General features: G+C 60.2%; 24 protein-coding genes. 18 read left to right on the top strand and 6 right to left on the bottom strand.

Annotated features, from left to right (window positions below):
• The first annotated feature begins 31 nt into the window (after nucleotides 1-31).
• The 3 genes from ABD919_RS22420 (at nucleotide 32) to ABD919_RS22410 (ending at nucleotide 3,253) form a co-directional block, all read left to right on the top strand.
• Entirely contained in the window at nucleotides 32-589 is a 558-nt protein-coding gene (locus ABD919_RS22420; protein ID WP_345238327.1) for a hypothetical protein, read from the top strand.
• Nucleotides 590-610: 21 nt separating this feature from the next.
• Nucleotides 611-1,375, top strand: a complete 765-nt coding sequence (locus ABD919_RS22415; RefSeq protein ID WP_345238326.1) for a hypothetical protein — start codon at nucleotides 611-613, stop codon at nucleotides 1,373-1,375.
• Nucleotides 1,376-1,762: 387 nt separating this feature from the next.
• Nucleotides 1,763-3,253: a serine hydrolase domain-containing protein gene (locus ABD919_RS22410; RefSeq protein WP_345238325.1), complete on the top strand. Its 1,491-nt coding sequence runs from the start codon at nucleotides 1,763-1,765 to the stop codon at nucleotides 3,251-3,253.
• A gap of 132 nt (nucleotides 3,254-3,385) precedes the next feature.
• Here the strand turns inward: ABD919_RS22410 and ABD919_RS22405 are convergent, their stop codons facing one another.
• Nucleotides 3,386-4,033, bottom strand: a complete 648-nt coding sequence (locus ABD919_RS22405; protein WP_345238324.1) for a YceI family protein — start codon at nucleotides 4,031-4,033, stop codon at nucleotides 3,386-3,388.
• 67 nt (nucleotides 4,034-4,100) lie between these two features.
• Complete coding sequence (locus tag ABD919_RS22400) at nucleotides 4,101-4,547, bottom strand: MarR family winged helix-turn-helix transcriptional regulator (protein ID WP_345238322.1); 447 nt, start codon at nucleotides 4,545-4,547, stop codon at nucleotides 4,101-4,103.
• Between the two features lie 155 nt (nucleotides 4,548-4,702).
• Between ABD919_RS22400 and ABD919_RS22395 the strand changes: the two genes are divergently transcribed.
• On the top strand, nucleotides 4,703-5,254 hold the full coding sequence (locus ABD919_RS22395) for a DUF6799 domain-containing protein (protein WP_345238321.1): 552 nt from the start codon (nucleotides 4,703-4,705) through the stop codon (nucleotides 5,252-5,254).
• A 257-nt stretch (nucleotides 5,255-5,511) separates the two neighbouring features.
• On the opposite strand, the gene ABD919_RS22390 is transcribed toward ABD919_RS22395, so the two are convergent.
• Entirely contained in the window at nucleotides 5,512-6,519 is a 1,008-nt protein-coding gene (locus tag ABD919_RS22390; RefSeq protein ID WP_345238320.1) for an enolase C-terminal domain-like protein, read from the bottom strand.
• Between the two features lie 216 nt (nucleotides 6,520-6,735).
• On the opposite strand from ABD919_RS22390, the gene ABD919_RS22385 reads away from it, so the two are divergent.
• Nucleotides 6,736-8,148 (top strand): dicarboxylate/amino acid:cation symporter, encoded by a 1,413-nt coding sequence (locus ABD919_RS22385; RefSeq protein ID WP_345238319.1) that lies wholly within the window; start codon nucleotides 6,736-6,738, stop codon nucleotides 8,146-8,148.
• Nucleotides 8,149-8,207: 59 nt separating this feature from the next.
• Here the strand turns inward: ABD919_RS22385 and ABD919_RS22380 are convergent, their stop codons facing one another.
• A complete protein-coding gene (locus ABD919_RS22380) occupies nucleotides 8,208-8,780 on the bottom strand; it encodes a dihydrofolate reductase family protein (protein ID WP_345238318.1) in 573 nt (190 codons plus the stop codon).
• Between the two features lie 295 nt (nucleotides 8,781-9,075).
• Here ABD919_RS22380 and pyrG point away from each other — a divergent pair, with 295 nt between their 5' ends.
• The 5 genes from pyrG to ABD919_RS22355 all read left to right on the top strand — a co-directional run bounded on the left by pyrG (nucleotide 9,076) and on the right by ABD919_RS22355 (nucleotide 15,077).
• Nucleotides 9,076-10,722, top strand: a complete 1,647-nt coding sequence (gene pyrG, locus ABD919_RS22375) for a CTP synthase (RefSeq protein WP_345238317.1) — start codon at nucleotides 9,076-9,078, stop codon at nucleotides 10,720-10,722.
• Between the two features lie 116 nt (nucleotides 10,723-10,838).
• Nucleotides 10,839-11,120: a GIY-YIG nuclease family protein gene (locus ABD919_RS22370; protein ID WP_345238316.1), complete on the top strand. Its 282-nt coding sequence runs from the start codon at nucleotides 10,839-10,841 to the stop codon at nucleotides 11,118-11,120.
• A gap of 212 nt (nucleotides 11,121-11,332) precedes the next feature.
• Entirely contained in the window at nucleotides 11,333-13,123 is a 1,791-nt protein-coding gene (yidC, locus tag ABD919_RS22365; protein WP_345238315.1) for a membrane protein insertase YidC, read from the top strand.
• A gap of 223 nt (nucleotides 13,124-13,346) precedes the next feature.
• Nucleotides 13,347-13,916, top strand: a complete 570-nt coding sequence (locus tag ABD919_RS22360; protein ID WP_345238314.1) for a DUF6438 domain-containing protein — start codon at nucleotides 13,347-13,349, stop codon at nucleotides 13,914-13,916.
• A gap of 141 nt (nucleotides 13,917-14,057) precedes the next feature.
• The gene (locus ABD919_RS22355) at nucleotides 14,058-15,077 is read left to right on the top strand and encodes a hypothetical protein (RefSeq protein WP_345238313.1); all 1,020 of its coding nucleotides are present in this window, start codon (nucleotides 14,058-14,060) and stop codon (nucleotides 15,075-15,077) included.
• A gap of 217 nt (nucleotides 15,078-15,294) precedes the next feature.
• Here the strand turns inward: ABD919_RS22355 and ABD919_RS22350 are convergent, their stop codons facing one another.
• Nucleotides 15,295-16,941, bottom strand: coding sequence for an ABC transporter substrate-binding protein (locus tag ABD919_RS22350; RefSeq protein ID WP_345238312.1), 1,647 nt, complete (start codon nucleotides 16,939-16,941; stop codon nucleotides 15,295-15,297).
• Nucleotides 16,942-17,146: 205 nt separating this feature from the next.
• Between ABD919_RS22350 and ABD919_RS22345 the strand changes: the two genes are divergently transcribed.
• The 7 genes from ABD919_RS22345 to lepB all read left to right on the top strand — a co-directional run bounded on the left by ABD919_RS22345 (nucleotide 17,147) and on the right by lepB (nucleotide 23,230).
• Nucleotides 17,147-17,956 carry a ParA family protein gene (locus tag ABD919_RS22345; protein WP_345238311.1) on the top strand — a complete coding sequence of 270 codons (810 nt, stop codon included), beginning with the start codon at nucleotides 17,147-17,149 and terminating at the stop codon, nucleotides 17,954-17,956.
• A 20-nt stretch (nucleotides 17,957-17,976) separates the two neighbouring features.
• Nucleotides 17,977-18,573, top strand: a complete 597-nt coding sequence (locus ABD919_RS22340) for a DUF433 domain-containing protein (protein WP_345238310.1) — start codon at nucleotides 17,977-17,979, stop codon at nucleotides 18,571-18,573.
• A gap of 60 nt (nucleotides 18,574-18,633) precedes the next feature.
• Complete coding sequence (locus tag ABD919_RS22335) at nucleotides 18,634-19,014, top strand: hypothetical protein (RefSeq protein WP_345238309.1); 381 nt, start codon at nucleotides 18,634-18,636, stop codon at nucleotides 19,012-19,014.
• A gap of 270 nt (nucleotides 19,015-19,284) precedes the next feature.
• Nucleotides 19,285-20,265: a ParB/RepB/Spo0J family partition protein gene (locus tag ABD919_RS22330; RefSeq protein ID WP_345238389.1), complete on the top strand. Its 981-nt coding sequence runs from the start codon at nucleotides 19,285-19,287 to the stop codon at nucleotides 20,263-20,265.
• A 215-nt stretch (nucleotides 20,266-20,480) separates the two neighbouring features.
• Nucleotides 20,481-21,146 carry a DUF5683 domain-containing protein gene (locus ABD919_RS22325; protein WP_345238308.1) on the top strand — a complete coding sequence of 222 codons (666 nt, stop codon included), beginning with the start codon at nucleotides 20,481-20,483 and terminating at the stop codon, nucleotides 21,144-21,146.
• A gap of 112 nt (nucleotides 21,147-21,258) precedes the next feature.
• Nucleotides 21,259-21,978: a 4-hydroxy-tetrahydrodipicolinate reductase gene (gene dapB / locus ABD919_RS22320; protein WP_345238307.1), complete on the top strand. Its 720-nt coding sequence runs from the start codon at nucleotides 21,259-21,261 to the stop codon at nucleotides 21,976-21,978.
• A gap of 94 nt (nucleotides 21,979-22,072) precedes the next feature.
• Complete coding sequence (lepB, locus tag ABD919_RS22315; protein WP_345238306.1) at nucleotides 22,073-23,230, top strand: signal peptidase I; 1,158 nt, start codon at nucleotides 22,073-22,075, stop codon at nucleotides 23,228-23,230.
• Nucleotides 23,231-23,493: 263 nt separating this feature from the next.
• On the opposite strand, the gene ung is transcribed toward lepB, so the two are convergent.
• Nucleotides 23,494-24,156 carry a uracil-DNA glycosylase gene (gene ung / locus ABD919_RS22310; RefSeq protein WP_345238305.1) on the bottom strand — a complete coding sequence of 221 codons (663 nt, stop codon included), beginning with the start codon at nucleotides 24,154-24,156 and terminating at the stop codon, nucleotides 23,494-23,496.
• A 112-nt stretch (nucleotides 24,157-24,268) separates the two neighbouring features.
• Between ung and apaG the strand changes: the two genes are divergently transcribed.
• Nucleotides 24,269-24,655, top strand: coding sequence for a Co2+/Mg2+ efflux protein ApaG (gene apaG / locus ABD919_RS22305; RefSeq protein WP_345238304.1), 387 nt, complete (start codon nucleotides 24,269-24,271; stop codon nucleotides 24,653-24,655).
• Nucleotides 24,656-24,728: the final 73 nt, after the last annotated feature.

Raw genomic sequence — 24,728 nt, 5'->3', positions numbered from 1 at the left:
TTAGCACATCAGGCAATTAAACCATCAACCAATGCCCGTTCCTTCCCCTGATTTCAAGAAAGCCATTAAGCGCCTGCCGGAGGCAGAAAAGGAAACCCTGCTCCTGCGTGCCGTACGCCGCGATGCCGAGCTGTACGAAACCTTTCGCTACGAGCTGCTGGCCGACGTAACGCTGGAGCAGGTTCAGGAGGAGACGGCCGACCGCATCCACGAAATCTTCAACCTGGCCGTATCCGGCCGGCTGCTGAACCGCAGCCTGGTGAAGGCCACGCGCGCCGCCGTGCAGGAAGCCGCCCGCGCCCGGCGCATCACCAAAAGCAAGCGCCTGGAAATCGACCTGCTGCTCTACATCCTGCACCAGGCCATCGACAACTACTCCGGGCAGTTCGACAGCGTGTACGACGGCTTCTACAACGCCACGGCCCGCCTGGCGGCCCGCATTCCGGCCCTTATCCTGAAATCCCTGCACGAAGACCTGTGGCTGGAATACAAGGGCGAGGTGGATGAGGTACTGCAGGAGCTGCACCGCCGCAGCAAAAGCCGCAACCTAAAGTTTGAGCTGCCCCGGGAGCTCCATATTCCTGACTAATTCCCTGGGCCCGCTCCTCGTATGAAATTAGAAATTCTCTGGGCCGGCAGCGCGGCTTTTCTGGCACTAAGCGGCTGCTCTGAGCCAGCACCAAACGCGTCGATGCCCGCCGCCGAGCGGGCGGCTAAAGAGCGGGAGGCCGTGGCCCGGATTGCCCGCACTTCGCACGTAGCATATGGCGCCCCGGTAGATGCCGACAGTGCCGGGACTTACTTCTATCAGCCGGCAACCATGCAATCGGCCGAAGGCGAAAGCGGCTTTGAAAGCGGCTACAGCAAGGATTATCACAACCCGCCCTGCTTCAACCTGGTGTTTTTTCACAAGCAGACCGGCCAGGCGCACCTGCTCCTGCCCCACGGCCGCTACCTGCTGGCCGGCGTGAACAGCCACGAAGGCCGGGCGCTGCCCCAACGCTACCCCTACCTGTTCTACGACATCGTGAAGGCCGACACCAACCACGACGGCCGCCTCAACCACAACGACCTTCACAGCCTGTTTGTAAGTGATAAAGCTGGCCGGCAGCTGCGGCAGCTCACCCCCGACAGCCTGGGGCTGCGTGGGTGGCGCTTTTTTCCCAACGGCAGCCCGGGCTTACTGGTGGAGCTGGCCCGCCCGGTAAAGGCTGGAGACCACGCCGGCGAGCTGAACCAGGACAGCCCCAACACCTGGCTGCGCTTTGACCTGGCCAACCTGCAGGCGCCTCCCCACCCCCTGCTGCCCCCTGCCCTGAACCAGGTGCTCACCCAACAGCTGATTCAAGCCGAGCTGAAGCTGCCCAAGCAGTAGGCACCCCGGCTATTGCCAAAAAGGCGTCTCCTGGAGCAGGAGGCGCCTTTTTTGATATCCTACCTCGCAGATGTTCTGGCTGCATGCTCTCAGCAATGGTCTCGGGGGCCTAGCCCGTTGGCTACTGCAATGCGCTGCAGCAGGGCAGGTACGCCTTCATAAAACAAAAAGCCGCAGGCAAAAGGGAGTGGATGAAGCGTTAACTTTTTTATATCTGATAATCAAGTATAAAGTTAGAATACCAGCGAATGCAATCCCTTTATTTAACATACTACCTTGTTTTACAAAGTACCTGCTATACATTTGTACCATTCACTAAAGACAACACCTTTACCCTAAACCCCAACTCTTCTCTCTTCTCTCTTCCACCCAAACCACCTTCTCGCTATGAAAACACCTACTCACTTCCGCCGGCCAGTCTTTCTGCTGGGCCTGTTCATGCTGATGCTGAACATCGGCACCGCTCAAGGCCAAAGCAAGAGCGACAGCCTCGACCGCTTCGTTCGGGCCAAGATGCAGCAGCTACGCATTCCTGGCGTGCAGCTGGCCATTGTCCGGCACGGCAAGCTGGTAAAATTGGGGCAGTATGGCCTGGCCAACGTGCAGGACTCGGTTCCGGTGAGCCCCCGCACGCGCTTCGCCCTCAATTCCATTACCAAGGCCTTTGTGGGCGTGGCCGTGATGCAGCTGGCAGAAGCTGGCAAGCTCGACCTTGCCGCGCCGGCTTCCCGCTACCTGCCCGACCTGCCCGCCGCCTGGCAGCCCGTTACGGTGCGGCAGCTGCTGACGCACACCTCCGGCCTGCCCGACATTATGCCTGAAGATGTAGCCGGCATGGTGACGGAGGGCAATGAAAGCGCCGCCTGGGCCCGGCTGCAAACCCAGCCCCTGGCCTTCCCCATCGGCGAGAAGTTTGCCTACAACCAAACCAACTACGTGCTGCTGGGCAAAATCATCGACCAGCTCAGCGGCCAGCCCTTCACCCAGTTTATCCAGGCGCGGCAGCTCGATGTGGTGGGCATGCCGCGCACCACTACCGGCGATGCCCACGACGTGCTGCCCAACGCCGCCCGCGGCTACACCTTCACCCGGGTCGTGAACGGCGAGTTTCGCCGCACCAGCCAGCTCCGCCACCTGTTCGAGGTGTATGCCCCCAGCCACCGCACCGCGGCCGGCATGAGCTCTACGGCCGAAGAAGTAGCCCGCTGGATTATTGCCCTGCAGCAGGGCCAGCTTCTGCACCCCGCCAGCCTGCCGGTGATGTGGACGCCGGGTGTGCTCAACAACGGCCGGCAGCGCGGCTTTAGCCAGTTCCTGAATGGGTACGCCCTGGGCTGGCCCACCATCAGCCGCGCCGAGCACCCGGCCGTGGCGCCGGTGGGCGGCGGGCGCTCCGCTGTGTTTGTGTACCCCAAAGACGACCTGGCCATTGTTGTACTGACCAACCTGCAGGGCGCCAACCCCGACAGCTTTGTGGATGAGCTGGCCGCCTTTTACATCCCCGACATGCGGGCTTCCACGGGCTTTGGCCTCTCGCCTACCCTGCGGGCCCTGCACAACGAGCTGCGCAAGCAAGGCTTCGCCCAGGCCCTGGCTGAAGTGAAAAAAGCCAAGAAAAAGAACCCGGCTTACCAGCTCCCGGAAGACGAGGTAAACGCCTGGGGCTACTTTCTGCTAAAACAGGCCCAGCCGAAAGATGCGCTGGAAGTCTTCAAGCTAAACGTCAGCCTGTACCCGCAAAGCGCTAACACCTACGATAGCCTGGCCGAAACCTACGAGGAGCTGGGCAACCACGATTTAGCCCGCAAGAACTACCAACGCGCCCTTGAGCTGAACCCCCAGAACACCACCGCCGCGCAGTACCTGAAGAAGAGCTAGGCTTTACACCGTCTTCTTGCCGAAAGCAGAAAAGACCACATAAAAAAATCCCCGCCAGCTACCCGGCGGGGATTTTTATAAAAGGCTCAGTTGACTATCAGCGCAATCAGCGTTAATCAACTAAATCAGTGATTATTGCTTGGCAATGACGTTGAAGCTCATCGTAAAGTCGTTGTCGATGGCTTTGTCGCCGATGCTCTCGAAGAACGACTTCGAGCCGTAGCGGATGTCGAACTGGGTGCGGTCGATTACAGCCGTGCCCGAAGCCGAAGCCAGCCCCTCCTTCACGCCTACTTTGGCGGGGAAGGTAACCGGCTTGGTGATGCCCTTAATGGTGAGGTTGCCGGTGATGTTGGCATTGTTGGCCTCCGCGGCAGCGCCCTTGATGGGGGCTACTTTGGTGATTACGAAGGTGGCAGTAGGGTGCTTGTCTACGCCAAAGAAGTCGTCGGCTTTGAGGTGGCCCACCAGCTTGCCGTTGTAGTTGGCATCGGTCAGGTCCTCCACTTTAATGGTGTTCATGTCGACCACGAAGGTGCCGCCGGCTACCTGGTTGCCCTGCACCAGCACGGTGCCTTCTTTGAACTGAACCGTGCCGTTGTGCTGGCCGGTTACTTTTTTAGCAACCCAGCCCAGGGTGCTGAGCTGCGGCTGCACTTTGTAGGCCGTGCCTTTGGTGATAGCCTTTTCTACTTTTTCGGCTTTCTGAGCGAAAGTGGCGGGCACTGAAGCAGCAAGGGTGGCTACGGCAAAAAAGGCGGGCAACAGAATCTTTTTCATGGTTTGTGACGCAAAAAGCGCAAAAGGGTAAGTGGGGTAAAGAAGGAAAACTGAAATAAAGGCCGGGCTAGTCCCGGAGTTTGTCTAACAGGCTGTTGAGCTGGCGTAATTCGTCTTCGGTCAGGCTGCCGAAGTATTTGGCGGCGGTGCCATCGGCATCGATGCGGCGCAGCAGCTCCAGGCCGGCGTCGGTGATGCGGATGTCGACGGCGCGGCGATTGGCCGGGCATACTTTGCGCGTCACCAGCTGCTTTTCTTCCAGCTTGTCGACAATGCGCGAGGCGTTGCTGGTTTTGTCCAGCATGCGCTCAATCAGCAAGGCCACAGTAGCCGGCAGCGGGTGCTGCCCCCGCAGAATGCGCAGGATGTTGAACTGCGGCAGGCTGAGGCCATAGGGCTTAAAGGCGCAGGCCTGCTGCTGCTGCAGCCAGCCAGCCGTGTACACCAGGTTGATGTAGGCTTTCTGATGCTCGCTCTGAAAGCTGGTTTGCTTGATTTCGTCTTCGATGCGCATGGCTGGGAGTGGAATCGGCTGCAAATTTATGTAGGTACATTTAATGTCGCAACATCGTTCCCGTTTTTTCTTGATTTTTTCTGTGCCTTTTGCCTTTCACCTAAAAAAGAAGAAGAACGTATGAGCTAGCATTCACATTAACTCTTCTGACTTTTATGAAACGCATTCTTTTTTCTTTTTTCCTGCTGAGCTGCCTTCTCACTGCGCCCCGGCCAGTTAGTGCCCAGGAGGGCGGCTTCCCGGTAAAGACCACGGCCCGCACGCAATTCGTGTTCCAGAACGGTGAGGTAGTGCAGCGCGAAGGCAGCCAAACCATTCGCCTCACCCAAAATGTGAAGCTGCCCAGCGGCGTCAAAATCAACTACAAGAGCGGTATCGTGGAGCTGCCCACCGGCAAAAAGACCACCCTGCGCGAAGGCGACTACGTGAAGGCCGACGGCGGCATTGTCTTCGCCACGCCTGCCAGCGCCGCCGCCGCCCGCGGCGAGATTCCCCAACAGCCCGACGCGCAGTACGAAAAGTATGTGCAGGCCGGCGCCAACACCACCGTCGACCCCACCCAGCAGATTCGCCTGCTGAACCAGAAAATCGACTTGCTCAACCAAAAAGTGAGCATCCTCAGCCAGGGCCGCTCCGCTATGGCCGATACCCGCCAGGTAGACGAGCAGCTGCGCGTGCTCGACGCCCAGATTTCGGGAGTGAAGTGATTTTGGTAATGAGGTGATGAAGGTGATGGGGTGATGTGCTAATGTGCTGATGTGATGATGTGAAAAAGAACGTCATGCTGAGCGCAGTCGAAGTATCTTGCCAGGGGAAGTAATTCTAACAAAAAGGATTTGCGCTCGTGGTAGAGATGCTTCGACAAGCGGACGCTAGATGAGCATGACGTTCTTTTTCACATCATCACATCAGCACATCAGCACATCAGCACATCAGCACATCAACAAATCAGCACATCACCCAATCACTCCCCCATCGACAGCAGCCCGTTTTTCTCCCTTACCAACCCAAAAGGCTCATCTTTCACGATGAGGAAGCCGTCGAGGTCGTGCACCTTGGCCAGGGCGCTGATTTGGTAAGCCGAGCTGATGCCCAGGGTGGTTTCGACCATGCAGCCCAGCATGGGCATGAGGCCGTGCGAGCGGGTGCGCCGCAGCAGGTCGATGCCCCGGCGGTAGCCCCCGGCTTTCATCAGCTTAACGTTCACCCCGTGAAACTGCCGGGTAAGCTCGGAGAAGTCGGCCGTGTCGGTAACCGACTCATCCGCAATCAGGGGCACGGGCGTGCGGGTGCGCAGGTAGCGGTAGTCATCGGCGCAGTGCGCCGGCAGGGGTTGCTCCAGCAGCCGCAGGTACAGGCCGGGCAAGGCCGTGGCCTGCTCCAGAAAGAGCATGAGGCTGTCGGCGTCTTCCCAGGCTTCGTTGCCGTCCACCAGCATGGCGTGGTTGGGCAGCACCCGGGCTACTTCCCGCAGCAGCTCCAGCCCTCCGGCCGCGTTCACCTTTATCTTCAGCATGTTGAACCGGAATGCATCCTGCGCCTGCAGGAAGCCGGCCACTTCGCCTGGCTCCATAATAGGCAGGGAAAACGCGGTGGAGAGCACCGAAGTGGGAGGCGGCACGCCCAGCCACTGCCACACGGGCACTCCGGCGCGCGCCGCCAGCCAGTGCACCAGGGCCGATTCCAGGGCAAAGCTCAGCGAGCGGGCCACCGGCAGGCGGGCCAGCAGGGCATCGAGCTTTTCTAAGTCGTTGACTGCGGCGAGGCCCGCGGCCTGCAGAGCGGCAAACTGCTCCTGCAGCAGCTCCGGCGTTTCGTGGTAGCGGGTATTGGGTGCTGCCTCACCCGCGCCGGCAAAACCCTTGGCCTCGATTTTCACCACCAGATTTGTTTTGGCAGAAGATGCGTTGCGCGAGATTTTCCAGACGTAGCGCAGGGACAACTCGTGGGTGGTCAGAGTCCAGGTAGGCACAGCGGGGCACAAAAGGAGGTGAATACGGGTAGCAAGAAACGTTTTTTTTATTTTCCAACCGCCTACAGTGCAACTGATGCGGTGGCTGTTGAGTCGGCGCCGGCCTCGTCCTGGCGAGGTGAGCGGACCAGGGCCTGGGCAACATCCGTGGTATAGATGCCGCGATAATGCCGTTCTTTAGGCTCTCATTCCTGCTTTAAGCTTTTTTCATTTCGCATGGCGAAGTCGCGTTACTCAATTCTGGCAATGGGCCTGGTGCTGCTTGCCCTCGTGCTCACAATACTGGCTGCCAACAACCTGGGCGGCCTTCCCCCGGCTGCTGCCATCGCGGCCCGCTGGCTGGCCCTGGCGGCGCTGGCGGCGGTAGTAGCCCCGCGGCGCTCCCTCACCCTCTGGATTGTGTTCAGCATGCTGGTGGGCATTGAGCTGGGGCACGACGCCCCCAGCGTCGCCATGAACTTTAAAGTGCTCAGCGATGCCTTCCTGCGTCTGGTGAAAACCATTATTGCCCCGCTGGTATTCGCTACGCTGGTGGTGGGCATTGCCGGCCACTCCAACCTCAAGCAGGTGGGCCGCATGGGCTTGAAAGCTTTGATTTACTTTGAGGTAGTCACCACATTCGCCTTGTTCATCGGCCTGGCGGCTATCAACCTGACCCGGGCGGGCGTGGGCATCAGCCAGGCGGGCGCCACCGGCGACGTGGATAAGCTGGCCCCGGCCGAGCCCCAGACGGCTGCCGACATCATCCTGCACATCTTCCCCGAAAACATCGCCAAGTCGGTAGCCGAAGGCCAGGTGCTGCAGGTGGTAATTTTCGCCATCATCTTCGCCATTGGCCTGGCCATGACGCCCGAGCGCCCCCGCCGCGTGATGCTGGAATTCTGCGAGAGCCTGTCGGAGGTAATGTTCAAGTTCACCAACGTGGTGATGTTCTTCGCGCCCCTGGGCGTAGGCGGCGCCCTGGCGTACACCGTGGGCAAGATGGGCTTTGCGCCCCTGCTCAACGCCCTGCAGCTGCTGCTCACGCTCTATGGCGCCCTCATTGCCTTCGTGCTGCTGATTCTGCTGCCGGTGGCCCTGTTGGCGCGGGTACCCCTGCGCCGCTTCATCACGGCGGTGGCCGAGCCGGTCAGCATTGCCTTTGCCACCACCTCCAGCGAGGCGGCCCTGCCCCGGGCCATGGAAGCCATGGAAAGCATTGGCGTGCCGCGTCGCATCGTGGCCTTCGTGATGCCCACAGGCTACTCCTTCAACCTCGACGGCACCACCCTCTACTTGTCGCTGGCCGCCGTATTCGTGGCCCAGGCCGCCGGGGTGCCCTTCACCTTCGGCCAGCAGCTGCTGATGGTGTTCACACTGATGCTCACCAGCAAGGGCGTGGCCGGCGTGCCCCGCGCCTCCCTGGTGATTCTGCTGGCCACGGTGGCCTCGTTCAGCCTGCCGGCCTGGCCGGTGTTCATCATCCTGGGCATCGACGCGCTGATGGACATGGCCCGCACGGCCGTGAACGTACTAGGCAACTGCCTGGCCACGACGGTAGTGGCCCGCTGGGAAGGCGAGTTCGTGGACAACTACCAGGGCCCCGACCCCACGGAAGTGCCCACCGAAGTGCTGACGCACTCGCATTAATAGTAGGAAGCCACACGAAGCGGAGCAGCAACAGTCACTTGTTCTGCTCCGCTTTCGTTTTAGCGCCGCTTGGGCTCGTAGTGCAGCACCACAATGCCGCAGGCAAACGGCCTGGCTTTTACCAGGGTCAGCGCCTGGGTGCCCGCCAGCTCACCAAAGATGGGCAGGCCCTGCCCGATGGCGGCCGGATTTACGAACAGATGCAGTTCATCTATCAGGCCCTGCCTGATAAGGGAGGACACAAAGCTGGCCCCGCCGTAAGCCATAATGTCGCCGCCGGCCTGCGCTTTAAGCCTGGTAATTTCCTCGGTCAGGCTACCCTGGGCCAGCACCGCATTGTCCCACTCCGATTGCGCCAGCGTGCTGGTGAAAACAACTTTGGGGGTGTTGGTAAACTTCTGTCCGGCGGTGAAGTCGGGGTCGTCCGGATTAGCGGCCACAGCGGCCCAGTGGGGAATAAAGCCCTGGGCCAGCTTCCGCCCCAGCACAATACAGTCGACCGGCTCGGTGAGGGCCGTGACGTAGCTCTTTAATTCCTCGTCCCAGTTAAAGGTCATCCAGTCCATTTCCCCGTTGGGGCCGGCAATGAAGCCGTCGACAGTCATTTGTACCTGTAGCTTTAGCTTTCGCATGGTCCTGTGGTGGCGTTGAGATGCTCTATTCGCTTTCTTATCAGAGACGGGAAAATTAGAGCGGTTTCACGGGTAATGCAGCACGGGCTCTGCGAGCTCGCATGTTTGAACGCTCAACTGCTGGAGCAAGGCAAGGGTGGTCGTATGGGTGAGGCGCGGTGTCGTTCAACAACTTCAACCACCCCAGCTGCGCTTTCAGTGCACTGTTCTCTCCTCGTCTGAGGAGGGGAGTTTTGTTTTTTTCGCTCGCCGGGTCCCCGCCCCAACTTTCGGTGCCGTACTTTTGACTCCCGTCATGCCCGAACGCTCCAACCCCACCCCCAGCGCGTCGGCAGCGAAATACATTTTCGTTACCGGCGGCGTCACTTCTTCACTCGGCAAAGGAATTATTTCCGCCTCGCTGGCCAAGCTTCTGCAGGCCCGCGGCTTCCGGGTCACCATTCAGAAGTTCGACCCCTACATCAACATCGACCCCGGCACCCTCAACCCCTACGAGCACGGCGAGTGCTACGTAACCGACGACGGGGCTGAAACCGACCTCGACCTGGGCCACTACGAGCGGTTCCTGAACACGCCCACCTCCCAGGCCAACAACGTCACCACCGGCCGCATCTACGACCACGTCATCCGCCGCGAGCGCGAAGGTGCCTTCCTCGGCAAAACCGTGCAGGTGGTGCCCCACATCACCGACGAAATCAAGCGGCGCATGCTGCTGCTGGGCCAGAACGGGCAGTTCGACGTCGTCATCACCGAAATTGGCGGCTGCATCGGCGACATCGAGAGCCTGCCCTTCGTGGAGGCCGTGCGCCAGCTGCGCTGGGAGCTGGCCGAAGCCGACTCCCTGGTAATTCACCTCACGCTGCTGCCCTACCTCAAGGCGGCCGGCGAGCTCAAAACCAAGCCCACGCAGCACTCGGTGCGCGACCTGCGCGAAGCCGGCCTGCAGCCCGACATCCTGGTGTGCCGCTCCGAGCACCCCATTCCCATGGAGATGCGCCGCAAAATCGCGCTCTTCTGTAACGTCAAGATTAACTCGGTTATCGAGAGCCTCGACGCCGACAGCATCTACTCCGTGCCCCTGCTCATGCGCAAGGAAGGGCTCGACGAGCGGGTGATTAAGCGCCTCCGGCTCACCGGCGGCAGCGCCAGCCCCGACCTGGAAAACTGGAAGGACTTCCTGGGCCGGCTCAAAAACCCCACCGAGGAAGTGACCATTGCCCTGGTAGGCAAGTACGTGGAGCTGCCCGATGCCTACAAGTCCATCAACGAGGCCTTTGTGCACGCCGGCGCCCAGAACGAGTGCAAGGTGACCTTGCGCAGCATCCAATCGGAGCACATCACGCCCGAAAACGTGGGCAGCCTGCTGCACGGCGTCGATGGCGTGCTGGTGGCCCCCGGCTTCGGCGAGCGCGGCTTCGAGGGCAAGATTGCCGCCGTGCGCTACGTGCGCGAAACCGGCATTCCCTTCTTTGGCATCTGCCTGGGCATGCAGGTGGCCGTGGTGGAGTTTGCCCGCCACGTCCTGGGCCTGCTCGACGCCAACTCCACCGAGATGGATGCCCTCACGCCCAACCCCGTCATTGCCATGATGGAGGAGCAGAAGAAAGTAACTCAGAAGGGCGGCACCATGCGCCTGGGCGCCTACGAGTGCGAGCTGCGACGCAACTCCAAGGCTGCCAAAGCCTACGGCCGCAACCGCATCAGCGAGCGCCACCGCCACCGCTACGAGTTCAACAACGAGTACCTGGCCCGCTTCGAGGAAGCCGGCCTGCTGGCTTCGGGCACCAACCCCGAAACCGGCCTGGTGGAGGTAATCGAGCTGCCCGGCCACCCCTGGTTTGTAGCCGGGCAGTTTCACCCCGAGCTGAAAAGCACCGTGGAGACGCCCCACCCGCTGTTCACGCGCTTTGTGCGGGCGGCTATTCAGCACCGGAAGGGGTAACAACGCAACGAGCGAAAAGGCGTGTCATTGCGAGCGCAGCGAAGCAAACGCAGTTCGGCGTAGCCAATCCGTCCTGTTCTCAGCGACCAGCCCTAACAAGCGACGACGCTTAAAATATGCTGCGCACCTACTACGTCTACCTGCTCACCACCGCCAATCATACCACTTTTTACATCGGTGTCACAAACGATTTGGCCCGCCGCGTTGCCGAGCACAAAGCTGGTTTGCACCAAGGCTTTACCAAGAAGTACAACGTGCACAAGCTGGTGTATTTCGAAACGTTTGCCGATGTAAATGCTGCCATTGCCCGTGAGAAGCAGCTTAAGGCTGGCTCGCGGGCAAAAAAGCTGGGCTTGATTAATACATTTAATCCGGCTTGGGAGGAGTTAGCTGCATAAAAAAGCTATTCACATTATCCGGCTGGCCGCATTTACAGGACGGCTTGCTTCGCTGCGCTCGCAATGACAAGAACCGGGCTGGCTCATCACTTAAACAGGATGGTCGCTGAGAACAGGACGGATTGCCGCGCTCCACTTCGTTTCGCTCGCAATGACAGAGGCGGGCCGCCGCGCCTGCCGTACCTTTGCCCCTTCGCAACCTCTAATAAGTAATGGATAGAAACCAAGCAACCGGCCTTTTTCTGATTTCGGCCTTGCTCCTCGTGTACCTGTTCTTCTTCAGCCCGAAGAAAGACGAAAAAGCCGACGGCAAAACGCCCGCGGCCACTGAAGCCGCCAAAGCCCCTGCTGCCGCTCCCGCGGCTGCCTCCCCGGCATTCGCCCCCGAAGCGGCGCTTGACTCAACTGCCGGCGAGGTGAAAGACCTGCAGCTGCAGAACGAGCACCTCACCATCACCTTCTCCACCCGGGGCGGCCGCGTTACGGCCGTGCGCCTGAACAAGTACAAAACCTTCTTCGGCCAGCCCCTCGACCTGCTCGACCCGCAGAGCGCCCGCCTCGATACCCGCTTCCGCACGCTGGACGGCAAGACCATCAAGTTTTCGGACCTGAACTTTCAGCCTCGCCCCGTCCTTGACAAACGGGGCCAGAGCATTGAATTTCATGCAGCTATTGCCGGTGGTGAAATTATCCAACGCTACTCCCTGCCCCCAAACAGCTACGAGCTGGGCTACAACCTGCGCCTGAACAACCTGCAGAGCGCCGTAGCCCAGGAGCCGCTGGTGTTTACCTTCAACGACCAGGTGCGGCAAACCGAGCAGGACAAGCAGCAGAACCGCAACCACACCACCATCAACTTCTCCTACGTCAGCGGGCAGCACGATGCGCTGGCCGAGGCGAGCGAGAAGCCGGAAATAACCACGCTCAGCGAGCCTACGCGCTGGGTAGCCCACAAGCACGGCTTCTTCGTGGCGGGTCTGGTGGCCGACAGCCAGCCCTTCAGCGGCGGCACGCTCAACGCCCAGGCCGAGCTGGGTGATTCCGCCAAGTACCTCAAGCGCATGGGCTCGCTGATTCAGCTGCCGGTGGCTGACGTGACCAGCGCGGCCGGCGGCAAGTACCGCTTCTACTTCGGCCCCAACGCCTTCAACACCCTGAAGGAAGTGGCGCCCGAGTTCGACCGCAACGTGTACCTGGGCTGGGGCATCTTCCGCTGGGTAAACCGCTTCGTGATTCTGCCGGTGTTCCACTTCCTGGAGCAGTTCATCCCCTCCTACGGCATCATCATCCTGCTGCTGGTGGTGCTCATCAAGCTGGTAACCTGGCCGCTGACGTACAAAACCTACGAAAGCCAGGCCCGCATGAAGGTGCTGAAGCCAGAGCTGGACCAGCTCAAGGAGAAGTACAGCGACGACCAGATGAAGGTGCAGCAGGAAACCATGAAGCTCTACCAGACCTTCGGGGTGAGTCCGCTCAGCGGCTGCGTGCCCACGCTGCTCACGCTGCCCATCCTGTTTGCCATGTTCCAGTTCTTCCCCAACGCCATCGAGCTGCGCCAGCAAAGCTTCCTCTGGGCCAAGGACCTGAGCTCCTACGACGTATTCGCCAAGCTGCCCTTCTACGTGAAATGGTACGGCGACCACGTGTCGATGTTCACGCTGCTGATGACGGTTTCTACCCTGGTGATGACCTGGCAGAGCAACCAGCTCAACACCAGCATGCAGGGCCCGATGAAGACCTACAGCTACCTGATGCCCATCATCTTCCTGTTTGTGCTCAACAGCTTCGCCGCCGGCCTCACCTGGTACTACTTCGTATCGAACGTGGTGACCTTCGCCCAGCAGGCCATCACCAAGGCCTTCGTGGATGAAACCAAAATCCGCGCCCAGCTTGAAGCCAACAAGGTGAAGAACAAGGACAAAAAGCCCGGCGGCTTCCAGGCTCGCCTGGCCGAAGCCATGAAGGCTGCCCAGGAAAAAGAAACCCAGGCCAAGAAGAAGTAGTCTAAACCGCAGATTGGCACAGATTTAACGGATAAGAACGGATTCTTTTCCGCCTAGTTTACAGCAAAAAGAAATGGCCATCGCAACAGACGCAGTGGCCATTTCTTTTGTTTCTTGCTGACCACAAAACTTCCGAATCCGTTCTTATCCGTTAAATCTGCGTTAATCTGTGGTCCAGAATCCGTGTAATCCGAAAAATCCGCGTCAATCCGTGGTTCAGACAATGCGTCCTTTCCTCCTGCTCCTGCTTGCTGCCCTGCTAAGCCTGCCGGCCTCGGCCCAAACCAGTCCCCAAAAGACCAAGGTGGTTACCAAGAAAGGCTCATCCAAGGCCAAAACGACTATCAAGTCCGTAACGAAAGGCAAGCCCGCTGCCAAGCCGGCCCCTAAGCCAGTCGAAGAAGTGGAAGCGCCGGTACTGGTGTTCAAGCGTACGCCTTGCTTTGGAAAGTGCCCGGTGTATACCGCTAACGTATTTGCCGACGGGCGCGTGGAGTACGAAGGCCAGCAGCACGTGGGCGTAGTGGGCAGGAAGGAGTTTGCCCTGCCCATCACTACAGTAGCCGAAATGCTGCGCCTCAGCCAGGAAGTCCACTTCAGTGAGCTGCAGGACCTGTACAGCAAAGGCACCAGCGACCTGCCCAGCACCGTAGTGGCCGTGCTGCTGCCCAGTGGTGCCATGAAGGCCGTTCGGGTAGAAGAAGGCGCCCCCGACGAGCTGATGGGCTTTATCAACTACCTGCGCGCCCAGCTCGACCCCCTGGCCGGCCTGGTGCAAACAGCCGACCGCTAAAGCGGCCCGGCCCTGTTGTAGCGCGGAATTTTACTCCGCGCCTCCCCTCGCTGCCGGCCGGGGCCGCGGAATAAAATTCCGCGCTATAACAGACCGGGGCTACACCGTAACTTTGGGTAAGCTCCTAGCCTCCTGCAAGCCATGACTGCCGCCACCCGCCTCGACTACGCCAACATTGGCCTGATGCTGCTCTCGTTTGCAGTGGCGATGTTTCTGCCATTCGAGCTGTTCCTGTTTTCCTACGCCGTGCTGGGGCCGGCCCACTACCTCACCGAAATTTCCTGGCTGCACCAGCGCAAGTACTTCACCCACGGCCCGCGCGACTACGTGGCCTTGATTGCGCTGGCCATTGTGGCCGCCTTGTTTTTCCTGAGCTACAGCAGTACGCTGCTCGAACCCATCCGGCCCAGCACAGGGGTGCCCTACAACACGGTGGTGTACCTGGCCTTTGCCGGTGCCCTGATAATGGTGGTAGTAAAAAGCACGTTTTACCGCGTGGCAGCCGTGGCCCTGCTGCTGCTTTGCGCCACGTTTTCGCGGAATTACATCCTGTTTTTCTCGTTTTTTCTGCCCACCCTCATCCACGTCTACCTGTTCACGGGCTGCTTTATTCTGTACGGCGCCCTGAAGTCCAAAAGCCGCACGGGCCTGGTTTCGCTGGCCGTGTTCATGCTCTGCCCCCTTCTTTTTTTGGTGATAAAGCCCCTGGGGGCGCCCGCCAGCGCCTACGCCACCGCGGCCTACCAGATGTTTGAGGGCGTCAACTCCAGCATCATTCACTGGCTCGACCCCAGCGACACCAGCAATGTCAGCATCCTGAGCAAGGTGTATGCTTCGCCGGTGGGTCTGGTCATCATGCGCTTCATTGCCTTCGCCTACACCTACCACTACCTCAACTGGTTTTCCAAAACCAGCATCATTCAGTGGCACCAGATGCCCAAGGCCCGCATTGCCGTGGTATTGCTGCTGTGGCTAGCCTCGGTCGGCGTCTACGCCATCGACTACCAGCTGGGCATGAAGTGGCTGTTTTTCCTGAGCCTGGCCCACGTCTTCCTGGAGTTCCCGCTCAACCACCTCACCATTATGAACATTGGCCGGGAGCTGAAAGGAATGGTGTTCGGGCGGAAGCAGGAGGCTGCGGCCAGGGCAGTGAAAGCGTAGCAACTACACTGGCGCGAGTTTAGGCAAAGCCGTAACTCGTGACAAGCCATGACGGGGAGGCTGCGCCTCCCCTGCCGCGCCAGCGGCAAGCCGGAACCGCGCCATTAAAACTTTTGCCGGAGTCTTGCTGATGCGAGGCGCAGCCTCGCCCGAAAGAACAGTCACGAGTTACGCTTCACTTCGTTACGCTAAACTCGCGCCAGCCCAGCGCCTTGTCTTACTCTTTCCTCACCCGCTCCAGCAGCAGCTGGTTCATGGGGTTGGCTTTCAGGCCGCGCACATTGTTCTGGGTCAGGCGCACCACCTCATCATAATAAAGCGCGATAACGGGGCTTTCGCGTACTACAATGCGGTCCATGGCCTGGTAGAGCGCGGTGCGCTTGCCAGCATCCAGCTCCCGGCGGGCCTGGTCGTAGAGCCGGTCGTACTCCGCGTTTTTGAAGTGGGTTTTGTCGGGCCCGGCCGGGCTGAAGTTAGGGCTGTAGAACAGGGCCAGGTAGTTTTCGGCGTCGGGGTAGTCGCCCAGCCAGCTTTTGGCGAAAAAGGCCGCCTTGCCATTGTCGACCAACTCCTGCTGGGCGGCGCTCTGGTTGATGTCAATCTGGACCTGCACGCCCACGTTGGCCCACTGCTTCTGCATGTACTCGCTGATTTCCTTGCGCTCGGCCACCGTGCTCAGGCGCAGGCGCAGGGGCCGGCCGGGGCCAAAACTTGCTTCCTGCAGCAGCTGCCGGGCCTTCTGGGGCTGAAAGGTGTAGCCCGGCACCTTTTCCTGGCTGAACGAGGGCAAGGCCTGGGGCACGAAGCCGGAAGTGCCCGGCTGCCCCACGTGGTTGAGCACGTAGGCCAGCATCTCGGGCTTGTTGAGGGCATAGTTCAGGGCCTGGCGCACGCGTCGGTCGCGCAGGGCGCGGCCCTGCACCGCCTGCTCCCCCGTCAGGTTGGTCGAATCCATTTGAAAGCCCAGGTACTCGGTGTTCAGGTAGGGCACCTTCTGCACCGTGAACTTGCCCCGGAAGTCCTGGCGCACGCTGCCGTCCGGGTGCAGAATGAGGTCGCGGGAGCCTTCCCGGATACCAGAAAGGAAGTCCAGCTTGCCCTGCATAAAGGTCAGGAACTCGGTTTTGCGGTCGGCAATGAAGCTGATGGCTACCGCGTCGAGGTAAGGCAGGGGCTGGCCCTGCTCGTCTTTGCGCCAGTAGCCGGGGTTGCGGTGGTAAAGCAGCACGTTGCCCTCGTCCCAGAGCTTAAACCGGAAGGGGCCGGTGCCCACGGGGTGCTCGCGGAAGTCCTTGCCGTACTTCTGCACGGCCTCCCTGGGCACCACGTAGGCGTAGGGCATGGTGAGAATGCCCAGGAAGGGAATGAAGGGCTCCTTGAGGTGAATGCGCAGCGTGGAGTCGTTCACGGCCACGAAGCAGGTGTCGCTGGGCTCGCCGGCGGCGTTTTCCAGCACCTTGCCCCGGAAAATCCAGCCGCCGGGGCTGGCCGTGGCCCCATCGAGCAGGCGCCGGAAGGAATACACGAAGTCGGCTGCCTTTACCTCCCGCCCTTTCCCTCCAGGAAACGCCTCGCTGTCGTGGAAGCGCACGCCTGGCCGCAGCCAGAAGGTGTAGCGCCTGCCATCCGGCGAAATCTCGAAGCGCCGGGCCAGGGCCGGGCCGGGCAGCAGGGCCGAATCCAGCTCCAGCAGGCCGTTGTAGAGCTGCGACACGGCCCAGGTGTTGGCCTGGTTGCGGGCAAAGGCCGGGTCGAGCGAGGTCAGGGCCTCGGGCTGGTTGTAGCGGAACACGCGCCGCTCCTCCACGGGCTGCCGGGCAGCATCGTGGCAGCCGGCCAGCCCGGCCAGTACGGCAAGCGGCAACAGCCGTTTAGCTAGCGGAGCGGCTTGGCGAGCCAAAAAAGGGGCCATGCGAACAGGGAAAGAATGTATCTTTGTGCAATGCTACGGCAAAAGTTTTTGGTTGTCAGTTGTCAGTTGTCAGTTGTCAGGTCGTTCTTTTGACCTGCTAACTCCTTACGATTTAACTGACAACTGACAACGAACAACTGACAACTAGTTAAGGACAATGGGAAAAATTATTGCGGTAGCTAACCAAAAAGGCGGCGTGGGCAAAACCACCACCGCCATCAACCTCGCGGCCTCCCTGGCGGCCCTGGACTACCGTACCCTGCTCGTGGACGCCGACCCCCAGGCCAACGCCACCTCCGGCGTGGGCTACGACCCCAAGGACATCCAGAACAGCATCTACGAGTGCATGGTGGACGGCATCAACGCCCAGGACATCGTGCTGCCCACCAACGTGCTGCCCCACCTCGACCTCATGCCCTCCCACATCGACCTGGTGGGCGCCGAGGTGGAGATGATAAACCTGCCCAACCGCGAGGAGAAGATGAAGGAGGCCCTGCGTCCCCTCGCTGCCGAGTACGACTTCATCATCATCGACTGCTCGCCCTCCCTGGGCCTTATCACGGTGAATGCCCTCACGGCGGCTCACTCGGTTATTATTCCGGTACAGTGCGAGTACTTCGCTCTCGAAGGCCTGGGTAAGCTCCTGAATACCATCAAAATCATCCAGAGCCGCCTGAACACGGAGCTGGAAATCGAGGGCATCCTGCTCACCATGTACGACGTGCGCCTGCGCCTCTCCAACCAGGTAGTTGAGGAAGTACGCATGCACTTCCAGCAGCTGGCCTTCGACACCATCATCCCCCGCAACGTGAAGCTGAGCGAGTCGCCCAGCTTCGGCATCCCGGCCATCCTGCACGACGCCGAAAGCAAAGGCTCCATCAGCTACCTCAACCTGGCCCGCGAAATCGTAGAAAAGAACAGCGTGGAAGCCAGCCCCGAGGAAACGGCGGAGGACGAGCGGATTTAGAGTTTGTACCTTGGTGAGGTATGCCTTATGAAATAATTGACAACCCACCTGCTTTCACTCCTGCCGAACAATCAGATGCTCGCTGGAATGAGGCGAAGCAACAGCTTCCTCTTGGCACAACCCTCAGCGGAAAAATCTTTGCCCGGGCTCCTTTTGGTGTATTCTACGATGCTGGCGTAGGCTTCCCGGTGCTCATGGAAATACTGGATTTAGACACCCATAATCCGGGTGGGTTGAGATTCCCTGGGGATTACCCCGCGCTTAACAGCGTTATATCCGGTGAAGTATCAGGTTTTAGGGAGAACAACCGGCAAATACAGGTTGTCAAGGATTACGCAGCCCTCATCAACCCTGACCTTGCTGAGCGACTACGCTACCAAGAAGAAGGCCGTCTGCCAGACCATCCACTAATCAGCATCCACCCCAAAGTCAGATTAGGCTTCGCCTGCCTGATTGGCACTCAGATAAGTGTTATCGATGTACTGGATTGGCTAGCGGGCTCGCTGAGTATCGACAGCACCATTGCAGCATTCCCCGGCTTGACCATGGCAATGGTAAGCGCTTGCTTACAGTACGCCGCCGACCGCGAGAAGCACGTCCGGCCAGCCGGCTGGTAATTCGCCAGGCTGCCTGGCTCGTCCCCGCCCCTACCCGCGTCATCGCCCTCTTTCTTCGTTATGCCCTCCTACTCCGAAACCACCGGGCTGCCGCCCGATTTCCGGGTCAGCTACTCCCTTTTCAGTCCCGAAGAAGGGGGCCGGAAGCGCCCCCATTACCAGCACATCCGCTGGGACTTTTCCTACGAGGCCATTGCCACGCGCAATTTGCTGTTCATGATTTGGCCGGAGTTCATCACGCCAGCGGGCGATATGCTGCCGGAAGGCGTGCCCATGCCTCAGCACGGCCTTGCCGACATGTTTATTATTTCACCCCACCACCGCGAGTTCCATACCCGGCACATTCATCGCGGGCTACGCGGCTACCTGCACGAGGGCCACCGTGTAGGCGTGTGCGAAGTGGTAGAAGTGCTGGGCCTGCACACCAACCCACGCAGGTAGCAAAAGGCAAGCCCCTGCTTTTCTGAATACCCTTTACGCCCTCGAGAATACCCCTTACTCCGCTAAGAATAGTCCTTACACCGCTCCGAACACGGTTTATGCCTGTGTAAGGGGTGTTCGAGGCAGCAGCCCACGGCTTCAGCGGGCTGCCCGGCCTCTCCTTTAGACTCTTCGCCGATTTCTCGCCCGGCATAGCGCAGCCCTGCCTAAGTTTCCGTAATTTTGACTTTCGCTTTTGCCGCCATTTATCGCAAAAGCCCCAAAGCTGAGATGACCGCAGAGAAGAACGACGAGAAAACCACCCCGGCAGCCGCCGCCCAACCCGTGCCCAAGCGAAAAATCGGGGGCCTCGGCCGGGGCCTCAACGCCCTGATTGAAGGCAGCTACGAAAAGAAAGGCGAGCGGCAGGGCGACCGGCTGGTGCCCCACCCCGTCAACTCGGTGGGCTTTATTGCCGTCGAGCACATCGAAACCAACCCCTACCAGCCCCGCACCCACTTCGACCAGGAGGCCCTGCAGGAGCTGGCCGACAGCATCAAGATACAGGGCATCATTCAGCCCGTGACGGTGCGGCAGCTGGGTACTAACGCCTACCAGCTTATCTCGGGTGAGCGCCGCTTGCAAGCCTCCAAGCTGGCCGGCCTCGATACCATTCCCGCCTACATCCGCAAGGCCGACGACCAGCAGATGCTGGAAATGGCCCTGATTGAGAACATTCAGCGCGAAAACCTGAATGCCATCGAAATTGCCCTCAGCTACCAGCGCCTGCTCAGCGAGTGCAACCTGCGCCAGGAAGAGCTGGGCGACCGGGTGGGCAAAAACCGCTCGACGGTGACCAACTACCTGCGCCTGCTCAAGCTGCCGCCCGACGTGCAGATTGGCCTGCGCGATGCCGAAATCAGCATGGGCCATGCCCGTGCCCTCATCACCATCGACGACCCCAAGCTGCAGGTGGAGCTGTTCCGCAAGATTGTGGCCGAGGAGCTGTCGGTGCGCCGGGTAGAAGAGCTGGTGCGCAATGGCTGGGGCCGTCCCACCTCCGCAAACGGCGGCAGCACAACCACCCGCAATGAACCCGCTCAGCCGGTGATTCCGGCCGCCGAGCTGCGCCGCACCGAGCGCCACCTCACCGACCGGTTTGGCTCGCGCGTGCAGGTGCGCCCCGGCCCCAAGGGCAACGGCGAAATTAAAATCGCCTTCGACTCGGTAGAAGACATGCAGCGCATTCTGCACATCCTGCAGCCGTCGTAAGCCGGGTGAAAACCAGAAATAGCACGTCATGCTGAGCGCAGCGAAGCATCTCTACCACGAGAGTAACCCCTCTTTATAGGAGTTACTGCTGCGGACAAGATGCTTAGCCAGGCTTAGCATGACGTTCTTTTTTCATTAACCTCCAGTTCTGGCGCAGCTCAACTTTTAACTAACTGCCAGGTGCTAATTCCGGCTTTTTCCCGTTAAAGGGCTTCATGAGTAACCTATTCTATCTGGTTAGGGCTTTGCTGGGCATTTTCCTGCTGGGACTGGGGCCGGTTAAGGCCCAGGCTCCCGCTACCCGCCCCGATACGGCCCGGGTAAACCAGGCCCCGCCGGTTTCGCGCAAAGCCCAAGCTGCGGCCGACTCGGCCAAGCGCACCGAGCGCCTGTTTGGCCTGCGCCTCACCCGGCCCGGCAAAGCCGCCCTGCTGGCGGCCGTGCTGCCCGGCGCCGGGCAGGTGTACAACCGCAGCTGGTGGAAGCTGCCGCTGGTGTATGGCGCCCTGGGCGGCGTAGGCTACGGCGAGTACTTCTACCAGAGCCGCTTCCGCGAATACGTCGATGCCGAGGAGCTGGTAGCTACCGGAACCCCCATCGGCAGCACCGCCCTGGGGCCCCGCGCCCGGCAGGAGCGCAGCCTGGAAGCCATTCAGCGCGGCATTCAGTTTTACCGGGGCTACCGCGACATCTTTATCCTGTACTGCGGCCTGGCTTATGGCCTGCAAATCGTAGACGCTCTGGTTGACGCCCACCTCAGGGACTTCGACGTGAGCGACGACCTGGCCCTGCACTGGGAACCAACCCTGATGGCGGTGCCCGGGCGGGCCTCGGCCCTGCCCACGGCCCCCGGGGTTATGTTTGCGCTGAAATTGAAATAGGAAGTTAGTTGTCAGTTGTTCGTGGTCAGTTGTCAGATTTCACCGGAGTCTTTGCCAACCGATATCAGAACAACCCGGACAACTGACAACGAGCAACTGATAACTACCACCCATGAACATTCTTCTTATCGGCTACGGCAAAATGGGCCAGACCATTGCTGCGCAGGCTACCCAGCGCGGCCACCAGATTGCCGGCATCGTGGACCCGCACGCGGGTGAGCTGCGCATTGCCGACTTCACCCCGGCCACGGCCGACGTCGCCATTGAGTTTACCCACCCCGACTCGGCGCTGAACAACATAACCGCCTGCCTGCGCCAGGGCATTCCGGTAGTGTGCGGCTCTACCGGCTGGCTGCACCGCTTCGAGGAGGCCCGCAAGCTGACGGAAGAAACCAAGGGCAGCCTGTTCTACGCCTCCAACTACAGCGTGGGCGTAAACCTGTTCTTCCACTTCAACGAGTACCTGGCGGCCAAGATGCACCAGTTCGGCGGCTACGACGTGACCGTGCGCGAGGTGCACCATACCCAGAAAGTAGACCAGCCCAGCGGCACGGCCCTGACCGCAGCCGAAGCCATTATCCGCCACTTCCCGAGCAAAACCACCTGGCGCAACGCCCCGGCCGAAAGCCCCAGTGAGCTGGCCGTGCTGTCGGAGCGCATCGGCAACGTGGTGGGCACTCACGTGGTAAGCTACACCTCGGCCGTCGATACCCTGGAGCTCAAGCACGAAGCCCACAGCCGCGAAGGCTTTGCCCAGGGCGCCCTGCTGGCGGCCGAGTGGCTGCCGGGCCGCACGGGCGTGTTCGGCATGAAAGAGCTGCTGGGGCTGTAGTGTTCCGCAGCCGCGGCTTAGCTTGCACCTTATTTTCGGTTTCACTTCCTCATCTGCACCTCTTTAGCGCCAGCTCTGGCCCGCGCTGCTCCTTATGGCACTGTTAACTTCCCAACGCCGCGACCCCAACGCCCCGCCGCCCCCGCCCAAAACCAAAAGCCGGGAGTGGGCCGACTCGCTGATTTTCGCCGTGGTGGCCGCCACCCTTATCCGCTGGGCCACGTTCGAGGCTTATACCATTCCCACGCCCAGCATGGAAGACTCCCTGCTGGTGGGCGACTACCTGTTCGTGAGCAAGCTGCACTACGGCCCCATCACACCCCAGACGCCCCTGCAGGTGCCCCTCACCCATCAAACGATTTGGGGCACGGGCATTAAGAGCTACTCCGAGCTGATTCAGCTGCCCACCTACCGCCTGCCCGGCTTTTCGGAGGTGAAGCGCAACGACGTGGTGGTATTCCACGTGCCCTGGGAGGCCCAGTACCCCGCCGACCTGCGCACCAACTACATCAAGCGCTGCGTGGCCATTGCCGGCGACACCCTGGAAATTCGCAATGGCCGGGTGTTCCTCAACGGCAAGCCCGGGGAGGCGCCGGTAAACCTGCAAACCACTTACTTCATGCAGGTCGACAGCCCCAACGACGAGGTGCGCAACGCCCTCCGCGAGCAGGGCGTGATTGACTACGACCAGCCCGGCGGCTTTCCCGCCGCCCAGCAGGACCCCGCCACCGGCAAGTACGGCTACGTTATCAGCTGCACCGAGGCCACGGCGGAGTATTTCCGCAAGCAGCCCTACGTGCGCGACATTCAGGTGATTCAGCCCCCGGTAACGCTGTTCCCCGATGTGGCCGACTTCCGCAACACCAATGCCATGAGCGCCGTGCAGCGCAAGTGGCAGCTCGACAACTACGGCCCCCTGCCCATTCCCAAGAAAGGCCAGACCATTGCCCTGACGCCGGCCAACGCGGGCATCTACTTCAAGATTATTGCCTACTACGAGCGCAACCCGGGCATTACCTGGCAGGATGGCATGATTTACCAGAACGGCAAGCCCCTGAGCAGCTACACCATCAAGCAGAACTACTACATGATGATGGGCGACAACCGCCACAACTCCGAGGACTCCCGCTTCTGGGGCTTTGTGCCCGAAGACCACATCGTGGGCAAAGCCGTGCTCATCTGGCTGTCTATCGACCCCCACGCCGACCTGCTGCACAAAGTGCGCTGGAGCCGCCTGTTTAATATTATTTAGGCTGAAGTGATGAAGTGAAAAGACGTGTCATTGCGAGGCGCAGCCGAAGCAAACGAAGTTCGGCGTAGCCAATCCGTCCTCTAGCATTCAGACACACGCTGATGTGATGTATAGAAAAGCCCCAATGCCGGACCTGGCGTTGGGGCTTTTCATATTAGTGGGCTGGTGACGGATTGGCTACGCCGAACTTCGTTTGCTTCGGCGTTGCCTCGCAATGACACATCAGCACATAAGCAAATCAAAAAATCAGCTCATCAAAAAAATTACCACTCAATCGGCGCCATGCCCTTCTCCTGCAGCCAGGCGTTGGTTTTGCTGAAGGGCTGGCTGCCGAAGAAGCCCCGGTCGGCGGCGTAGGGCGAAGGGTGAGCAGCCTTAAGAATCAGGTGCTTGCTCTCGTCAATCAGCTCGGCTTTTTTCTGGGCGTAGGCGCCCCAGAGAATGAACACGACGTGCTCCTTGCCTTCCGATACTTTGCGGATAACGGCATCGGTAAACTCCTCCCAGCCCTTTTTCTGGTGGGAGCCCGGCTCGCCGGCCCGCACGGTGAGGGTAGCATTGAGCAGTAGCACGCCCTGCCGGGCCCAGCGGTCGAGGTTGCCGTTGGGCGGCGGAGGCGTGCCGGGCAGGTCGGCCTGCAGCTCCTTGAACACGTTGTGCAAAGAAGGGGGCGTGCGAATTCCCTCATTCACGGAGAAGGCCAGACCATGGGCCTGATTTTTGCCGTGGTAGGGGTCCTGCCCCAGAATGACCACGCGCACCTGCCCGAACGGGCAGGCATCGAAGGCGTGAAAAATCTGAGGGCCGGGCGGGTAAACCGTGGTAGTAGCGTACTCCCCTTTCACGAAGGCGATAAGGCGCTGAAAGTACGGTTTTTCGAATTCATCGGCGAGCACCGGACGCCAGCTTTCGGCTATCTTTACCATCGGCTTGAAAACAAAATAAACAGACTGACACGGCGTTGAATCGCCGCTTTTGCGTAAAACCAATTCCTGCGGGCTTGTGTTAAGTCCGTAGCCTCTTCAGCCACCCACTGCCATGCCCACCACCACTACGCAGGGCGTCACCGTTTCGGTTACGACCAACTACCTGCCCGATTACTCGAGCCCGGCGCAGGAGCATTTTGTGTTTGCCTACAAGATTGAGATTCGCAACAACAGCGAATTTACCGTAAAGCTGCTGCGTCGGCACTGGTACATCCACGATGCCACCGGCGTTATGCGCGAGGTGGAGGGCGAAGGCGTAGTGGGCCGCCAGCCGGTACTCGAGCCCGGCGAAGCCCACCAGTACGTGAGCGGTTGCAACCTCAAGTCAGGCATGGGCAAGATGCACGGCACTTACCTGATGGAGCGCCTGGCCAATGGCCAGGAATTCTCGGTCGACATCCCTGAGTTTACCCTCATGGTGCCGTACCGGCTCAACTAACCTTAGCATTGCTGCTCCACTCATAGCACGCGTCATGCTGAGCGCAGCCGAAGCATCTTGCCGGCGGCAGTAA

Origin of the sequence: Hymenobacter saemangeumensis, from assembly GCF_039541835.1 — a bacterium.
In the GTDB taxonomy this organism is placed as follows: Bacteria; Bacteroidota; Bacteroidia; order Cytophagales; family Hymenobacteraceae; genus Hymenobacter; species Hymenobacter saemangeumensis.
The sequence above is the reverse complement of the archived record's forward strand: the minus strand, read 5'-3'. Positions and strand labels throughout refer to the sequence as shown.

Excerpts from the sequence above, each read along its gene's own strand:
- ABD919_RS22380 (WP_345238318.1), bottom strand. The coding sequence starts at position 8,780 with ATGCGAAAGCTAAAGCTACAGGTACAAATGACTGTCGACGGCTTCATT.
- ABD919_RS22330 (WP_345238389.1), top strand. The coding sequence starts at position 19,285 with ATGACCGCAGAGAAGAACGACGAGAAAACCACCCCGGCAGCCGCCGCC.
- ABD919_RS22405 (WP_345238324.1), bottom strand. The coding sequence starts at position 4,033 with ATGAAAAAGATTCTGTTGCCCGCCTTTTTTGCCGTAGCCACCCTTGCT.
- lepB (WP_345238306.1), top strand. The coding sequence starts at position 22,073 with ATGGCACTGTTAACTTCCCAACGCCGCGACCCCAACGCCCCGCCGCCC.
- ABD919_RS22370 (WP_345238316.1), top strand. The coding sequence starts at position 10,839 with ATGCTGCGCACCTACTACGTCTACCTGCTCACCACCGCCAATCATACC.
- ABD919_RS22360 (WP_345238314.1), top strand. The coding sequence starts at position 13,347 with ATGCGTCCTTTCCTCCTGCTCCTGCTTGCTGCCCTGCTAAGCCTGCCG.
- ABD919_RS22395 (WP_345238321.1), top strand. The coding sequence starts at position 4,703 with ATGAAACGCATTCTTTTTTCTTTTTTCCTGCTGAGCTGCCTTCTCACT.
- ABD919_RS22420 (WP_345238327.1), top strand. The coding sequence starts at position 32 with ATGCCCGTTCCTTCCCCTGATTTCAAGAAAGCCATTAAGCGCCTGCCG.
- ABD919_RS22415 (WP_345238326.1), top strand. The coding sequence starts at position 611 with ATGAAATTAGAAATTCTCTGGGCCGGCAGCGCGGCTTTTCTGGCACTA.
- dapB (WP_345238307.1), top strand. The coding sequence starts at position 21,259 with ATGAACATTCTTCTTATCGGCTACGGCAAAATGGGCCAGACCATTGCT.
- ABD919_RS22335 (WP_345238309.1), top strand. The coding sequence starts at position 18,634 with ATGCCCTCCTACTCCGAAACCACCGGGCTGCCGCCCGATTTCCGGGTC.
- pyrG (WP_345238317.1), top strand. The coding sequence starts at position 9,076 with ATGCCCGAACGCTCCAACCCCACCCCCAGCGCGTCGGCAGCGAAATAC.
- ABD919_RS22410 (WP_345238325.1), top strand. The coding sequence starts at position 1,763 with ATGAAAACACCTACTCACTTCCGCCGGCCAGTCTTTCTGCTGGGCCTG.
- ABD919_RS22325 (WP_345238308.1), top strand. The coding sequence starts at position 20,481 with ATGAGTAACCTATTCTATCTGGTTAGGGCTTTGCTGGGCATTTTCCTG.
- ABD919_RS22340 (WP_345238310.1), top strand. The coding sequence starts at position 17,977 with ATGCCTTATGAAATAATTGACAACCCACCTGCTTTCACTCCTGCCGAA.
- apaG (WP_345238304.1), top strand. The coding sequence starts at position 24,269 with ATGCCCACCACCACTACGCAGGGCGTCACCGTTTCGGTTACGACCAAC.
- ABD919_RS22345 (WP_345238311.1), top strand. The coding sequence starts at position 17,147 with ATGGGAAAAATTATTGCGGTAGCTAACCAAAAAGGCGGCGTGGGCAAA.
- yidC (WP_345238315.1), top strand. The coding sequence starts at position 11,333 with ATGGATAGAAACCAAGCAACCGGCCTTTTTCTGATTTCGGCCTTGCTC.
- ABD919_RS22355 (WP_345238313.1), top strand. The coding sequence starts at position 14,058 with ATGACTGCCGCCACCCGCCTCGACTACGCCAACATTGGCCTGATGCTG.
- ABD919_RS22385 (WP_345238319.1), top strand. The coding sequence starts at position 6,736 with ATGGCGAAGTCGCGTTACTCAATTCTGGCAATGGGCCTGGTGCTGCTT.
- ABD919_RS22400 (WP_345238322.1), bottom strand. The coding sequence starts at position 4,547 with ATGCGCATCGAAGACGAAATCAAGCAAACCAGCTTTCAGAGCGAGCAT.
- ung (WP_345238305.1), bottom strand. The coding sequence starts at position 24,156 with ATGGTAAAGATAGCCGAAAGCTGGCGTCCGGTGCTCGCCGATGAATTC.